Raw genomic sequence first — 15,618 nt, forward strand, 5'->3', positions numbered from 1 at the left:
AAGTAGATGTTAAATAGTGGTTAAATTTCTGTTAAGATCGATGTTTCGGAACTGCGGCAAGCTTCTATGATGTAATTTTTTGAGTATTGAGAATTAATGGAAAAGGGTATATGATTGAGGAGAAGCAGCGATTACATATGTAGGGGGAGAACTAAAATGAGCACAGAGAATACCTGTTTCTATTGCGAAAAAGATCAGCGGCTTGATGATTTAATGATTGAAATATGCCAGTTGCATGTTTCGACGCTGTATTTATTTAAAGAGCAGACTTATAAGGGCAGATGCCTTGTAGCGTATAAGGGGCACGTTAATGAGTTGTTTGAATTACAAGAGACAGAGCTGGAATCTTATATAAAAGATGTTGCGAAAGCTGCAGCTGCTATGAAAAAAGCCTTTTCTCCCAATAAAATTAACTATGGAGCTTACTCGGATAAACTTCCCCATCTTCATTTTCATTTAGTTCCTAAATATCAGGATGGTCCTTCCTGGGGGAGTACCTTTGAAATGATGCCCGCCGCAAAAGTGCTTCTCAGTGATGCTGAATATAGTGAGCTTATTGATCAAATCAAGCAGAATTTATAGTATAATTTGAAGAAAAAAGCAGCCTTACGCGTAGCGTAAGACTGCTTTTTTTGCAGGTTAATGATGCACTTTATTTTAATATAGCTTGGGTAATCGTAATAAATTCTTTCATAAACTTAGATAAATATAAGTTTTTATTGTGACACAAATAAAAGTTTCGTTTAAATTGCTCACCCTTAATAGGAAAATAAGTGGAGCAACCCTTTAAATTCTCTAATTCATTCAACATCGTCTCCGGATAAATAGTAACTGCCTTGCAGGCAATAGCCAGTCTTCTGGCTACCTCAACACTTTTTGTCTCAACAACTATCTTAGGTGAGATGGCAGCCTCACTAAACATTTTATCCTGGATTCCTCTGACACCTTGGCCTTGGTGCAAAGCTATGAATTTCTCGTCCTTAGCATCAGATATGAAGATTTCACTGCCTGGAGTCAGTCCTTTAGCAAGTTCTGTCTCAATACTGGAGAACAATACCATTCGCTCTTTTTGGAGAAGCAAATACTCCAGCTCTTCCAGCTGATACTCGGGATTGACAAAAGCCAGATCAATTTCTTCATTACATGCTAATTCTTCTATTCTTGAGGAACTATCCTCAATCAACTGAAGATCAACGTTGGGGTACTTGTCTGTAAAAACTGGCAGAATCTGAGGAAGTAAATACATGGAGCGATGGATGGAAATGCCAACCCTGATTACCCCATGTGTTTCATCATTTATTTCATTTAGGGCGGTTGTCAGATTTCTGTTGATCGTCAAAATCTTCTTTGCTGCTTCCACATATTTTGTACCTGCAAAGGTAAGTGAAATCGGGCTGGTATGCCTATTGAAGATTTTTATATGGTATTTTTGTTCAATCGAGTGAATCATTTGGCTCAAGGAGGGCTGGGAGATATATAGTTTTTTTGCTGCATTTGATATACTTCCCTCTTCCAAGACAGTAAGAATGTAGTAAGCATGTCTAAGATTCATGAGTCCCTCACGTAATATAGGTTTTATATTATATTCGCCATAGATAGATTAGTATTTGACTTATACTAACTATGTAATACTATAAAAATAGAAGAAATGCAAGAAAAATTCAAGGCGGGGTGTAACATGCTACTAAAAAAGAGTGCAATTGCCGGTACGTTAGAATCAAGCGATGTACAAATCATGATTGAACCAGGCCATAACGGTATAGAACTATCCCTCAGCAGCAGTGTGATGAATTTGTATGGCAAGCAAATCAGAGCTGCCATTTTGACGACATTGGCTAAGCTGGGAGTGGAAAATGCCAAGGTTACAGTAATAGATAAAGGTGCGGTTGATTGCACCATTAAAGCCAGAGTGGAATGTGCCGTGTTTCGGGCTGCCGAAATAAAAGAAAACTTACCTTGGGGGGTTAGGATGTAATGAAGAACAGATTACGGCGCACCATGATGTTTCTTAACGCCCAAAAAGCCAGCCTTGTAAAGGATGCTTACATATACAAGCCTGATTCCATTATTTTTGATCTGGAAGATGCTGTTGCTGAGAATCAGAAGGATTCAGCCAGAATTGCTCTTTATAATGCCTTGAAAAGCATTGACTATAAAGGTATTGAACTGGTAGTCCGCATCAATGGGCTGGATACCCCGCACTTTAAAGAAGATATCCGGGCTGCTGTAGCAGGTGGAATTCATACCGTACGTGTACCTAAGACTGAAACCTGTGAAGATGTCTGGGCTGCTGAAAAAGAAATTGAAAAGGCTGAGAAAGAATTTGGTGTACCGGTAGGCAGAACACTGATGATGGCTGCTATTGAAACTCCGTTGGGAGTAATGAAGGCATATGAACTGGCCAAAAGCAGTGAGCGGATCATGGGCATTTCTTTTGGTGCAGGTGATTATGTTAGGACAATGCGCACAACCCGCTCCCCGGAAGGCGTTGAACTTCTGGGAGCTAGAACGCAGGTAGTGATTGCTGCCAGAGCAGCGGGTATTATGTGTTTTGATACAGTATATCTCGATGTTGACAATATGGAAGGATTTGCCAATGAAGTAAAGCTTATCAAGCAGCTTGGGTTTGACGGCAAATCCATTATTAGTCCTAAACAGATTCCCATTACCCATCAGATCTTTGCGCCGACGCAGGCAGAAATTGCAAAAGCGGAAACGACGATCCGGGCAATCGATGAATATGCCAAAGATGGTATTGGTGTTTTTACTGTAGATGGACAAATGATTGATATTGCCATGCTGGAGGGTGCTAAACGCACAATAGCACTGGCTAAGGCATCGGGTATTTACGAGGGGGACTTAGCATGATAAACAAGGCAGGCCGGAATATTCCTGATGAGTTTTTATGTAATGGCGTAGAAGCTTTTCAGGGGAAATACTATTCTCATAACAAAGCATATACGAAAGCAAGTCCTACAGTGAAAGCCTTCGTGGACCCCAACCAGGATAAGCTGGTACCGGATTTGCAGGAAGCAATCGCCAAGAGCGGCTTAAGAGATGGAATGACCATATCCTTTCACCATCATTTCCGTGATGGAGACTATATTGTAAATATGGTTGTTGAAACAATTGCCGCTATGGGTATTCGTGATATCACCATATGCGCCAGTTCGCTGGGGGATGCTCACGATCCAATTGTTAAGCATATTGCCAGCGGGGTAATTACGGGGATTTCAACAAGCGGCATTAGAGGAAAAATCGGTGAAGCTGTATCAAAAGGACTTTTGCAAAACGTGGCTTATATTCGCTCCCATGGCGGACGGGTACGTGCGATTGAGGCAGGAGATATTCATATTGATGTTGCTTTCATCGGTGCACCGACTGCTGATGCTTATGGCAATGCCCGTGGCAAAGGCGGTAAATCGGATTGCGGCGTTTTGTCCTACTCCATGGTAGATGCCAAATATGCCGATAAAGTAGTTGTTATTACCGATTGTCTGGTAGATTTCCCGAACTTTCCGCCCAGCATCGAGCAAGTCGATGTCGATTATGTGGTGGTAGTAGACGAAATCGGCAATCCCAGAAAAATTGCTAATGCCATGCTGCGCTTTACCCAGGACCCCCGGGAGCTAATCATTGCTGAAGCAGCGGCCCAGGTTCTGGCACATACGCCTTATTTTAAAGACGGCTTTTCTTTTCAAACCGGCGGCGGCGGTCCATCACTGGCAGTCACCCGCTTCCTAAGAACTTATATGGAAGAGCAAGGAATCAAAATGGGCTTTGCCTTAGGCGGCATTACACAGCCAATGCTTGATTTGCTAAACGATGGTCTGATTCGGACCATCGTTGATGCTCAGGATTTTGACCTTCCCTCAATTGCATCCGTCAATTCTCACCCGAGGCATTTTGAAATATCCATATCCCAGTATGCAAATCCCTTTAACAAGGGTGCCTTTGTTAACCGGCTCGATTTTGGCATACTTGCCGCACTGGAAATTGACACCGATTTTAATGTTAATGTTGTGACTGGTTCTGAAGATGGAGTGTTAAGAGGTGCGCCGGGCGGTCATGTGGATATTGCAGCAGGTTCTAAATGTGCCATTCTTGTTGCTCCCCTGCTCAGAACCCGTATCCCTACCATTCGCGACAGGGTAACGACAATTACGACTCCCGGTGAAAGTGTAGATGTGGTGGTTACTGATGTCGGTATAGCCGTTAATCCGAATCGTCAGGATTTGCTTGCTGTTTTGCAGAAGGCAAAGCTTTCGCTGCCACTGAGGACAATTGAAGAATTAAGAGATGAGGCTTATGCTATAGCTGGTGCCCCGGAAGAAATAGAATTCGAAGATAAAGTGGTGGCACTTGTCGAATACAGAGACGGAACAATTATTGACGTAGTTAGAAAAGTAAAATAGTAAGTATACAAATAGACTGTGCAGGAACAGTCTATTTGTATATCACCACATAAACACTCTAAATGTGGAGGACGATTGAGGATGCAGGAGTTTCACGAAGCGCGTGTCTTTTATAGTGATAGAAGAGCAATGCAGAGGGTTGAAAGCCTTTTGACGAAAGAAGGCATACAAAAAGATGATAATTTAGAATACACAATGGGCATTTATCGCCAGGATGAATTGGTAGCAACAGGCTCGTTTTTTAAAAATACATTACGCTGCTTAGCTGTCGACTCCGAGTTTCAAGGCGAGGGGTTACTAAACAAAGTAATGACCCATCTCTTACACATTCAGTTCGATAGAGGGAATACAGAGGTCTTTTTATATACGAAAGGGAATAAGGCTAAGTTTTTTGCTGATCTCGGATTTTATGAGATAGCCAGTGTGGATGATGTAGTTGTTTTTATGGAAAATAGAGCTACAGGTTTTAGTGATTATTTGGCTGACTTGGCAAAGAAAAAAGTTTCAGGTACATCGATAGCGGCTATTGTGGTAAATGCCAATCCCTTCACATTAGGGCATCAATATTTAATCGAGCAGGCAGCACAAGAAAATGATGCTTTGCATATTTTTGTTGTTTCAGAAGATGTATCGATTGTTCCTTTTGCAGTTAGGTATGATTTAGTACAAAAGGGAACTGCCCATCTAAGCAATGTAGTACTTCATAAGACAGGAAACTATCTGATTTCAAATGCAACATTTCCGTCTTACTTTTTAAAAGATGCTGATGCGGTAATCGAGGCACATGCCAGGCTGGATATAGAAATATTTAAAAATAATATAGCGAAATGCCTGGGAATTACCAAGCGCTATCTTGGCGAAGAACCCTTCAGTCACGTAACCGGTATTTATAATACTATTATGAAAACAGAACTGGAGAAGGCCGGGATAGCTTGTATTGTTCTTGATCGTAAGCTAGCGGAAGGTGAACCTATTAGCGCCTCCAAGGTACGGCAATTCATCCATGGTGGGGATCTAGAAAAAATTAAACCGTTAGTACCTCAAACGACCTATGATTTTTTCAAATCGGCAGCTGGTGCGGGAGTAATAAAGAAAATACAACAGACGGAAAATGTTATTCACTATTAAATTTGTCTTATTTGAGCCGGGAAGAGAAAACCCGGCCTTTTTGCTCGTTGATAAAATTGCAAATTGCAATTATTTGGTATTATAATAGCAATAAATGATAATACAGCGAGGTTTCTTTATAATCAACCCGCGAAAAAAGTAAAATGCTCCTTCCGGTAGGGGATAGTCATGTAGTCATCAACCTGCAACCGGTAGTTGCAGGTTTTATATTTGGAAAGGGGAAATTGAAATGAAGAGAAAGTGGAATGTATTTGTTACAAGAATGCTGCCTGAACCAGCGATCAATTATCTCAAGGCATACTGTGAAGTTGAAATTAATCCAGAGGACCGGGTTCTTTCGAAAGCAGAACTATTAGCGGCCGTTAAAGGACGAGATGCGGTATTGTCACAGCTTACCGACATAATTGACGATGCTGTTTTTGCGGCAGCCGGACCACAGTGTAAGGTTTTTGCAAATTATGCCGTAGGTTATAATAATGTGGATCTTGAGGCAGCCGCGCGCAGAGGCGTTATGATAACGAATACGCCTGATGTGCTGACTGATGCAACAGCAGACCTTGCCTGGACGTTATTGTTTGCAACTGCCCGAAGGGTAGTGGAGGCTGATGATTTTTTAAGGAAGGGCAAGTATCAGGGGTGGGGACCGATGCTGCTCCTGGGAGTGGAGATTACCGGAAAAACTCTTGGCGTGATCGGTACCGGCCGTATTGGTCAAAATTTTGCTTCAAAAGCCAAAGCATTTTCCATGAAAGTTTTATATAACGATATTCATCGTAACCTTGATTTCGAGAAAACAACAGGTGCTGTTTACGCGGATAAGGAGACGCTGTTAAGAGAGTCGGATTTTGTTTCACTTCATGTTCCGCTGCTTCCAGCCACCCGCCATTTAATAGGAGCACCTGAATTTTACATCATGAAGAATACGGCGATACTGATCAATACTTCGCGCGGACCCGTTGTGAATGAGCAAGAGCTTGTAGCCGCACTTAAGTCAGGACAAATATGGGGTGCCGGACTTGATGTTTTTGAAAATGAGCCGGAACTTACTCCTGGTCTTGCTGAACTTACAAATGTTGTCATCCTGCCCCATGTAGCCAGTGCTACTGTTGAAACAAGGATCAATATGGGATTAGTGGCAGCGCGTAATATTGTGGCCGCTATGCAGGGAGAGGTACCGCCCAATTTGGTAAACCGGTGAAACCGCATCTTATAATGGGATGAAATATAACTAGTTGCAGGAGGAGATTGCTGTGAAACTGGCAGATCGTTTAAATTTCCTGGGAACGGAAAATGCTTTTGAAGTGCTGGCCCAAGTAAATAAGCTGAAAGAGCAAGGGCGTGACATTATTAGTTTCGCCATTGGTGAGCCTGATTTTGATACACCGGACAACATTAAGCAGGCTTGTATAAAAGCTATCGAAGCCAATCACACGCACTACACACCGTCAGCCGGTATTCTGCCGCTGCGCGAAACTATTGCCGCATATATCGCTAAGACCCGCGGTATACCGGTGAGCGCTGACGAAGTCATCGTCGCACCCGGTGGTAAGCCAATCATGTATTATGTGATTCACGCTCTGATAAATCCTGGCGATGAGGTCATTTATCCCAATCCCGGTTTTCCTATTTATGAGTCGGTAATCAACTTTGTTGGCGGCAGACCTGTACCTGTACCGTTATTGGAAGAAAAAGATTTTAGCCTGGATACGGATTACCTTAAATCGCTGGTCACGCCCAAAACCAAGCTGATTATTCTTAATAGTCCCCAAAATCCTACCGGCGGCATGCTTACCAAAGCTGATATCAATGCTATCGCGAGGCTTGCCATTGAAAATGATCTGTGGGTGTTGTCAGATGAAATATACAGCCGAATGATTTACTCCGGCGAATTTTTAAGTATCAGTTCGCTGCCTGGTATGAAAGACCGCACCATTATTCTTGATGGTTTTTCTAAGACCTATGCCATGACCGGTTGGCGGCTGGGCTATGGAGTAATGCCGGCAGAACTGGCTGGCTGGATAGCCCGGCTGATTACCAACTGCGAGTCCTGCACCAATTCCTTCATCCAGTATGCGGCAATAGAGGCTCTCACCGGCTCCCAGGAAAGCGCCACAGCCATGGTCAAAGAATTCAAAACCAGAAGAGATTTAATTGTTGAAGGCTTAAACAGTATTAAAGGTTTTTCTTGCAAAGTGCCAAACGGAGCTTTTTATGTCTTCCCTAATGTAACGGAAGCCTGCCGTAATCTCGGTTTTGCCGGTTCAAAGCAACTGCAGCAGCATATTCTCCACCAAGGCAGCGTTGCCGTTCTGCCGCGTACCGCTTTTGGGGTAAAGAATGCCGGTGAAACAGACGAGTACCTGCGATTTTCCTATGCTAATTCACAAACTAACATTATAGAAGGCTTAAAAAGAATGAAAGCGGTCATAGAGAAAGAGTAGCTATTTTTTGCAGGTCTGGCGAAGATGGACAATTTTCAATGGTTTGAGGGGAGTGACATGCACTCCTCTTTTTCGTGTTTATATTTTAGACTCACGGTAATTGGTGCAGGCTGTTTCGGACAGGATAATAGTATCTTTTCAAACATTAGTTTTCAGTTTATGATAAAAGATATGAATTTATATGGAGTGTAATATGAAAGATATTCAAAGTATGGGAGATGACCGGGGAATCGCTATTCAAAAAGTTGGCCTTACCGATGTGCATCTGCCTTTTTCTATTCAGTCAAAAGATGGACAGCATCAATCTGTATTGGCTAATATTCAGCTGACAGTAGATCTGCCTCATAATTTTAAAGGCACTCATATGAGCCGGTTTATCGAGATATTGAATGACTGGTCGCAAAAGCCAATCTCCAGCAGAGAAGTAGGTCATATCTTGCGGGAAATTGCCGGACGGACAGAAGCACAGCGAGCTCATATTGAAATGACATTTAAGTATTTCATCAAAAAAACGGCACCTGTCAGCAAATACACCAGTGTACTCGATTATGACTGCACCTTTTACGGGGACATCCTACAAGACGGTACCTTTTCATTTATACTTGGTGTGGCTGTGCCGGTGACCTCCCTTTGCCCCTGCAGCAAGGAAATTTCCAAATACGGAGCCCATAATCAGCGAAGCACCATACGGGCTAAAATTCAGTACAGGCAGGATCGCTTTGTCTGGCTGGAGGACCTCGTTGCGCTCCTGGAAGCACAAGCAAGTGCTCCCATTTATCCGTTGCTTAAGCGCGAGGATGAGAAATACGTTACCGAGCTGGCATATGAAAATGCGAAGTTTGTTGAGGATGTTATCCGCGATACCGTGCTGGCTTTTCGGAACCATCCTGATATTGTCTGGTTTGATGTGGAGTGCATCAATTACGAGTCGATACACAACCATAATGCTTATGCACGCCACACGGAGACCAAGTAGCGGATAGGCAAACTATAGCAAGGAGGTACACATGGCGAAGATCAGCATAACAAAAATATTCACATTCGATTCGGCTCATTCATTGCCTGGACATAAAGGAAATTGTGCTAACCTTCATGGACATACCTATCGGCTGGAGGTCACCGTGTCGACGCAGAATGGGGGTCTTGTGACGGGAGGGTCCAGCGAAGGGATGGTCATGGATTTTGGAGATCTGAAGAGTATCGTAAATACGGAGATAATCGAGCAGGCCGACCATAAACTGCTGAATGATGTGTATGATTTCCGGACGACATCAGAAAACCTGGCAGATCATTATTATCATGTTTTAGAGGAAAAATTATCTCCGCTGGGAGTTGAAGTCTGCCGAATACGATTATGGGAGTCACCTACTTCCTATGTTGAGGTGGGGCAATGAGTACTCAGTATCCAATAGTCGAAGTATTTGAGAGTATTCAAGGTGAAGGTACATTTTTAGGTCTGGGGGCCTCTTTTATCCGTCTTGCCGGCTGTAATCTGCGCTGTCCCTGGTGTGATACGAAACACTCCTTTGATGTTCAGGCAGCAAGTCTACTTAGTGTTGACGCTATTCTTGGCACCTGGAGATTTACACAGCCGCTTGTGGTTATTACCGGCGGCGAGCCTACGCTGCACGATCTGGGGCCGCTGGTGCGGGAACTGAAGAAACTCGGCAAGTTTGTAACTCTTGAAACGAACGGCACTAACCCGGTACCGAACGAATGGGGGATTGACTGGGTTACCGTATCGCCTAAGCCGGGCAGCAACTATGCAATTAACTGCAGGGCGGATGAGTTAAAATATGTAGTCGATGATGACTTTGAAATTGGTGTAATTCAGACAGAGCGTGTTCCTTTGCAGCGTATCTACCTCCAAGTGGAAAGCGGGAGGCCCGAATCGGCCTCGCGGGCATTTACGCTTGTTACTATGAATCCGGATTTGCATTTACGAGTAGGGGTTCAACTGCACAAAGTATTACATGTTGAATAAAGCTTAACTGGGACAAGGGGACAGGTCCCTTGTCCCAAACGAATGCGTTATTATTACTTTGAGGTGATTGATATATGTCAAGGCAGGCTCGGGTCAAAAGTGTGACGGGGATATATCATGTAATACTTAGAGGCATTAATAAACAAAATGTGTTTGATGATCATGAAGATAAGAAGCGGTTTATTGACACGTTATTATACTATAAACGTATTAGTGGCTATGAAGTGTATAGCTACTGTTTAATGGACAATCACATCCATTTGCTGATTAGGGAAAAGAATGAATTTATAGCGCAGATAATAAAGCGGATAAGCAGCAGTTACGTATATTGGTATAATCAACGATACGATCGTTGCGGACATTTATTTCAGGAACGGTTTAAGAGTGAAGCTGTAGATTCAAATGAATATTTTCTCACTGTTCTGCGTTATATCCATCAGAATCCGGTCAAAGCAGGTATTGCAAAGAATTCGGAAGACTATTTATGGAGCAGCTATAATGAATATACCGGAAATCCTAGGATCGTAGATACAGACTTTCCTTTGGGACTTTTTTCAGAGGATAAGGTTCGGGCTATAGACTTATTTAAAGGATATATAGATGAAAAGAGTGCAGATGATTGTTTGGAATATAAATTGAGAGCGGTGATAACAGATGCTGATGTCATTGGCTGTCTACGGGAATTGGGATTTGCCAATGGCAGTGACGTGCAAAACCTGAATAAAAATCAACGCGATAATGTGATTAGAAAAATAAAAGAAGTACCGGGGATTACAGTACGTCAGTTAGCGCGCATAACAGGGATTGCAAAAAGTTCAATAGGAAGAATTTAAAGTGGGACAAGGGACCTGTCCCCTTGTCCCACTTCAGGCGAAAGGGATAAGAAGATGATTAGGAAAAACAGTCGCGTTTTAGTTGTAGCTCTTTTAATTTTGCTCAGCACCATAATCCCTGCCTTTGCAGCGGCAGCGCCGACCTATACTATCAGTGGAACGGTAAAAGACGGTTCTGGCAAAACTCTATCTGGTGTTAAGGTGACTGTAGGTTCAAAGCACTATACGACACTTATGAATGGTTCTTACAAGATTGCCGGTTTGGCTAAGACGAATCAAGCTATATCGATTTCGCTGAATGGATATGTTGCCGCAAGTAGAAACATAAAATTAGTGAGTGATGCAACTCATAACTTTACTTTAGTTAAACGGGATACCATAATTGCTAAAGCGAAAACATATAGAGGAACTCCTCATCGTATATTAGACTGCTCTCATTTTGTCAACAAAGTTTATCAACAGGTAGGTTTAGCCTATGCCTATACGGATTGCAGTAAGATAGCTTCGATAGGTGACTTTGAAAAAGTATCAACTCCGCTGCCTGGTGATATTATTCTTTTTGGACCTTCCCCCGATAAGGCAGAGCATATGGGGATCGTGATAGATCCGGCAAAAAAACAGTTTATTGGAGCACAAAGCAGAGGCGTTGCTATTGCTGTTTATGATGGCACGCAAGCATGGGGAAATCCAAAATACAATGATAGGGTTAACCGTGCAGGCTATTATAAAATAGCAGGATTTTATCGTTACAAAGCACAGTAACTCAAGCCCTTTATCCGGTACTGGATGAGTGAACTATGTAGTTTTCACATTTAAGTCATAAAACCCGTAGGAAAGCTGCACGCTTTTCTACGGGTTTTATGACTTTTTCTATTAATAAGCAGCTGTCCTTAAAAAACTACAACCATACTATTCCGATAGCTGTTGTCAGCAGAGTAAGCGGAAAGCCAACCTTGAAGTAATCCTTAGCGGTTATTTGAACATGTTCCCCTTTTGCAATTTCTACGACAATTAAATTTGCGATAGATCCTGTAATGGTAAGATTGCCGGCCAACGTGGAAAACAAAGCTAATGCTTTCCACCAATATTCCGGATTTGCGGAGGGTATAAAAAATTTTAGCAACAAAACGGCTGGCACATTGCTTACTATATTCGAGACAATAAGCGTCAAGCCCGCAAATAGTCCCATATGGGTAATTTCTGCAGAAAGCAGTTGATCCACCACTAAGTTCATTAGCCCGCTATGTTCGACACCGGCTACAATAATAAAGAGTCCAATGAAAATAATTAATAAATTAAAATCAACGGAGGTATAGATTTTATTTGGTTTAACACGCCTGGTAATGAGCAGTAAAGCTGCTCCCAGGCTGGCCGACAGTGCCAAATCAAAACCGAACATATAGGCTGCTAACACCAACAGTAACACTAGAAGAGTTTTCATGATTAGGTACATATGAACATTGGTATGAGTGAGCGGGGCGATGTGATATTGGCCTTCCAGCTCATTGCGGTAGCAGTAGGCGATAGAGAAATAGGTTAAAAGTAGGCCAAGCAGCGCTACCGGGCTGGCTGTTAGGAAGTAAGAGATAAAGGATAATTGCGATAAGCTCCCTACTAATATATTTTGCGGATTGCCTAGCAGTGTTGCAGCACTGCCGATATTGGATGCCATCGCCACACCTAATAAATGAGGCAAAGGATTGCATTGGGTTTTTCTGCAGCTTAAAAGTACGACAGGAGTAAACAACAAGCAAATAATATCATTTATTGCTAATGCCGACATTATGCCGCTAGCCATAATAATAGCAAACAGCAATTGCTTTTTACTGTTCACCTGCCGGCACACGGCATTTCCCATTAAATCGAAGAAGCCTGCTAACTTTAAGTTGGCAACAACAATCATCATAGAAAATAAAATAATGATCGTTCGGTAATCGACTGCTGCAGCTGCCTGCTGGAAGGACAGTACGCCTGATCCTACGGTGGCTACGGCTCCAATAATAGCCGCACCGGCCCGGTCTACCCGAAATATGGGACTTTTACCTAGTGTGAAAATAATGAGTACAGTAACTAAGATTAATCCGGACCATACCATTTCTAGCCGATATTCCACGTTAACAGCCACCTTTGATTTGAAGAATTACCTATTATTATAGCATGCTTATGGCAGCTTGCTATGGGCACAAAACACCCCTATAACTTGCAGTTGCAAGCTATAGGGGTGTTTTTAATATTACAGACTAATTTTCATGTTCCCTAATACTTTTTTGTTTTGATCAATAAATGTTACGTTCATATCTCCGGTAGTCTCAAATAGTTTGCGATCGATTAGCACATAATCCGAGGGATTAACATAATCCATAGTCATAGGAGCATCAATACGGGGGCTTCTTGTTTTTACTGTGACGGTTAAGTCTGAGCCCTTTACCGTTACTTTCTCAATGCCAATGTTATTACTGGAAGAAGTTCCACCTAGATAGGCCACCAAAGCTACCTTATTCGTAAGATCGACATTTTGCAGTTTATCGATAACAGTTTGCGGCACTTGCTGCAACTTGATGCTTTTGGCTTGAAGATCATAGCTATACATTGCTGCTACGCCCGTGCCTTGTGGATATTGAGGCAGAAACCATTGCCAATTTTTATACTTATCAGTTGAGTAGAGTACTTTTTCAGTAATAACAGGAGTACCTGGTTTGATAACTGTTCCTGTCACCTTGTAAGTCGTCCAGATAGCATCATTTCCGCCAAAGGGCTTAACAAGAATCATCGTATATTTTTTGTCGTTATGAATTACTTCAACATCGATTTGTCCGTGTCTGGATAGGGGACTGCTATTCAGTTTACGGATAATAGTAAATTGATCTTTATTGGAGAAACCATAATTTTTTCCTTCATTCTTAGCAACCTCCATGGGGTTAAGACGCCACAGCTCCCGTCCGGCATCGACAGCCTGCTGCCATTTGATGACGCGATCATAATCAAGTCCTTCTACACCAGGACCCACATCCGGTTTATTCGGTTTTTGCGGCTGATTCACGGTAGCTTCTTTGATGGAGATAATATGCCAGATCTTGTTATGGCTCGAGCTGGCAGGCTGTACTAATTCAACTATATAAAATGCGGTGCTATGACCAACAAGAACATAGGCTTTGCCAGTTTTTGAGGGACTATTTGCTGCCTGTGATATAAGAGTAAAACTATCTCTCTTTGCATCAAAGCCATATTTGCCAGCATTGTTTTTTACTACTGCTACCGGATCAAGCAGCCACTGTTGGTTACCTCTTTCAACTTCTTGCTGAAGCTTGTCTGCAATTACCTGTTCAATTGGTGCAACAGCTGTTTGTTTGCCTATGCTGCTAATCACAACGCGCCGCACAGCATCATTGCTTTCTGTTATTACCGCTTCTGTATTCATGATTTGCTCGTTATCTTGAGTTTCCTGCAGGGGATCAGTTATTGCTGAAGGAGTTTCTTCCTCAGCAATTGGAGTGGCAGCAGCCTGTGTTTGAGGAAGCTTTTTCTCCCACTTTATTGCAGCAAGGGCGTGAGGAAATACTGGTGAAAGTCCCCCGGCTATAAACGCAGCTCCTGTGATTGCTATAACTAGTTTTTTATATTTTGAGTTCATTTGTCGTCTCTCCTTTTTATCTTGTGAACTTTTTGTTGTCACGTATGTCTTATTTAACGCCCAACAAGAAAAAGGGTAACGCCACTGGTTTTGGAAATAATATCCCGGGCAGCTTTAGAGGAGAATATTTTTTGTTACGGAAACAAGTACCAACCTGCAGGAAAAGCAGCTGCAGAGAATAATAAGACATTATATAGTAGCTGAAAATAGACGTTTTTAGGTGACGGGGCAAACTCACCTGTATTTTCATATTTAGGGGGAGATCTGAAATATGATTAAAAGCTTTGAAGAAATTATCCAAACTGCTCAGCAAAAGGGGCCTAAAACGATTGCAGTAGCAGTAGCACAAGATCTTGAAGTGCTCCTTGCAGTGAAAAATGCCAAAGATCTAGGTATTGCTGAGGCTATATTGGTAGGAGACGTGAAGCAAATCCGGCAGATTGCACAAGAAAATTCTCTCGATATAAGTGTATTTACAATAATTGAACAACCCGACATTGTTCAGGCATGCAGAACAGCAGTAAAACTTGTTTCAGAAGGCAAAGCACAGGTCCTCATGAAGGGACTTGTTGATACTGCCATAATTTTAAAAGCAGTGCTTGATAAAGATATTGGACTAAGGACAGAAAATGTATTATCTCATGTTGCTGTAGCTGATATAGCGGGATATGACAGATTGTTCTATATTACTGATGCAGCAATGAATATCGAACCTGATTTAACTACCAAAAAACAAATTATTCAAAATGGAGTGCAGGTTGCTAATGCATTGGGGAATGATAACCCCAAAGTGGCCTGTATTTGTGCTGTTGAGAAAGTTAATCCCAAAATGAAGGCAACGGTTGATGCTGAAGCATTAGTAAAGATGAATGAATGTGGTGATTTATCCGGTTGTCTGGTAGCCGGACCACTTGCGTTGGACAATGCTGTGTCTCTTGAAGCGGCACAGCATAAGGGCATTACCAATCCTGTGGCAGGCAATGCTGATATTTTGGTTATGCCATTTATCGAGCCGGGAAATATGCTCTACAAGTCCATCGTATTTTTTGCCAAAGGTAAAATCGCAGGGATTGTTGTTGGCGCAAAAGCACCGATTGTTTTGACTTCAAGAGCCGATTCTGATATTGCAAAGCTAAATTCCATCGCAATTGGGATATTAATGGCAAGTAAGTAGGAGGAGTTAAAT

Annotated in this window: 16 protein-coding genes; 13 read left to right on the forward strand and 3 right to left on the reverse strand. The window is 42.3% G+C overall.

Annotated features, from left to right (window positions below):
• Nucleotides 1-156: 156 nt before the first annotated feature.
• Nucleotides 157-582 carry an HIT domain-containing protein gene (locus RTR76_RS06065; protein ID WP_312517913.1) on the forward strand — a complete coding sequence of 142 codons (426 nt, stop codon included), beginning with the start codon at nucleotides 157-159 and terminating at the stop codon, nucleotides 580-582.
• Between the two features lie 70 nt (nucleotides 583-652).
• Here the strand turns inward: RTR76_RS06065 and RTR76_RS06070 are convergent, their stop codons facing one another.
• Nucleotides 653-1,552, reverse strand: a complete 900-nt coding sequence (locus RTR76_RS06070; RefSeq protein ID WP_312517916.1) for a LysR family transcriptional regulator — start codon at nucleotides 1,550-1,552, stop codon at nucleotides 653-655.
• Between the two features lie 126 nt (nucleotides 1,553-1,678).
• Between RTR76_RS06070 and citD the strand changes: the two genes are divergently transcribed.
• The 11 genes from citD to RTR76_RS06125 all read left to right on the forward strand — a co-directional run bounded on the left by citD (nucleotide 1,679) and on the right by RTR76_RS06125 (nucleotide 11,563).
• Nucleotides 1,679-1,975 (forward strand): citrate lyase acyl carrier protein, encoded by a 297-nt coding sequence (gene citD / locus RTR76_RS06075; RefSeq protein WP_312517919.1) that lies wholly within the window; start codon nucleotides 1,679-1,681, stop codon nucleotides 1,973-1,975.
• Nucleotides 1,975-2,868 (forward strand): aldolase/citrate lyase family protein, encoded by an 894-nt coding sequence (locus RTR76_RS06080; RefSeq protein ID WP_312517922.1) that lies wholly within the window; start codon nucleotides 1,975-1,977, stop codon nucleotides 2,866-2,868. Before citD ends, RTR76_RS06080 begins: the two co-directional genes overlap by 1 nt.
• A complete protein-coding gene (citF, locus tag RTR76_RS06085) occupies nucleotides 2,865-4,415 on the forward strand; it encodes a citrate lyase subunit alpha (protein WP_312517925.1) in 1,551 nt (516 codons plus the stop codon). Before RTR76_RS06080 ends, citF begins: the two co-directional genes overlap by 4 nt.
• Nucleotides 4,416-4,496: 81 nt before the next feature.
• Nucleotides 4,497-5,543, forward strand: coding sequence for a [citrate (pro-3S)-lyase] ligase (gene citC, locus RTR76_RS06090; protein ID WP_312517927.1), 1,047 nt, complete (start codon nucleotides 4,497-4,499; stop codon nucleotides 5,541-5,543).
• Nucleotides 5,544-5,772: 229 nt separating this feature from the next.
• On the forward strand, nucleotides 5,773-6,741 hold the full coding sequence (locus RTR76_RS06095; protein ID WP_312517930.1) for a D-glycerate dehydrogenase: 969 nt from the start codon (nucleotides 5,773-5,775) through the stop codon (nucleotides 6,739-6,741).
• A 52-nt stretch (nucleotides 6,742-6,793) separates the two neighbouring features.
• Nucleotides 6,794-7,984: a pyridoxal phosphate-dependent aminotransferase gene (locus tag RTR76_RS06100; protein ID WP_312517933.1), complete on the forward strand. Its 1,191-nt coding sequence runs from the start codon at nucleotides 6,794-6,796 to the stop codon at nucleotides 7,982-7,984.
• 193 nt (nucleotides 7,985-8,177) lie between these two features.
• Complete coding sequence (gene folE2 / locus RTR76_RS06105) at nucleotides 8,178-8,960, forward strand: GTP cyclohydrolase FolE2 (RefSeq protein WP_312517936.1); 783 nt, start codon at nucleotides 8,178-8,180, stop codon at nucleotides 8,958-8,960.
• A gap of 31 nt (nucleotides 8,961-8,991) precedes the next feature.
• Nucleotides 8,992-9,378 carry a 6-carboxytetrahydropterin synthase QueD gene (queD, locus tag RTR76_RS06110; protein ID WP_312517939.1) on the forward strand — a complete coding sequence of 129 codons (387 nt, stop codon included), beginning with the start codon at nucleotides 8,992-8,994 and terminating at the stop codon, nucleotides 9,376-9,378.
• Entirely contained in the window at nucleotides 9,375-9,968 is a 594-nt protein-coding gene (locus tag RTR76_RS06115; protein WP_312517942.1) for a 7-carboxy-7-deazaguanine synthase QueE, read from the forward strand. Before queD ends, RTR76_RS06115 begins: the two co-directional genes overlap by 4 nt.
• Before the next feature lie 74 nt (nucleotides 9,969-10,042).
• Complete coding sequence (locus RTR76_RS06120; RefSeq protein ID WP_312517945.1) at nucleotides 10,043-10,801, forward strand: transposase; 759 nt, start codon at nucleotides 10,043-10,045, stop codon at nucleotides 10,799-10,801.
• Nucleotides 10,802-10,855: 54 nt separating this feature from the next.
• Nucleotides 10,856-11,563: a carboxypeptidase regulatory-like domain-containing protein gene (locus RTR76_RS06125; protein WP_312517948.1), complete on the forward strand. Its 708-nt coding sequence runs from the start codon at nucleotides 10,856-10,858 to the stop codon at nucleotides 11,561-11,563.
• 136 nt (nucleotides 11,564-11,699) lie between these two features.
• Here the strand turns inward: RTR76_RS06125 and RTR76_RS06130 are convergent, their stop codons facing one another.
• Together RTR76_RS06130 and RTR76_RS06135 are read right to left on the reverse strand one after the other, a co-directional pair.
• Entirely contained in the window at nucleotides 11,700-12,914 is a 1,215-nt protein-coding gene (locus RTR76_RS06130; protein ID WP_312517951.1) for an SLC13 family permease, read from the reverse strand.
• Between the two features lie 120 nt (nucleotides 12,915-13,034).
• On the reverse strand, nucleotides 13,035-14,432 hold the full coding sequence (locus tag RTR76_RS06135) for a hypothetical protein (RefSeq protein ID WP_312517954.1): 1,398 nt from the start codon (nucleotides 14,430-14,432) through the stop codon (nucleotides 13,035-13,037).
• A 271-nt stretch (nucleotides 14,433-14,703) separates the two neighbouring features.
• Here RTR76_RS06135 and RTR76_RS06140 point away from each other — a divergent pair, with 271 nt between their 5' ends.
• Nucleotides 14,704-15,606, forward strand: coding sequence for a phosphate butyryltransferase (locus tag RTR76_RS06140; RefSeq protein WP_312517956.1), 903 nt, complete (start codon nucleotides 14,704-14,706; stop codon nucleotides 15,604-15,606).
• The last annotated feature ends 12 nt before the right edge of the window (nucleotides 15,607-15,618 follow it).

Source organism: Anaerospora sp. (genome assembly GCF_032013335.1).
In the GTDB taxonomy this organism is placed as follows: Bacteria; Bacillota; Negativicutes; order Sporomusales; family DSM-15969; genus Anaerospora.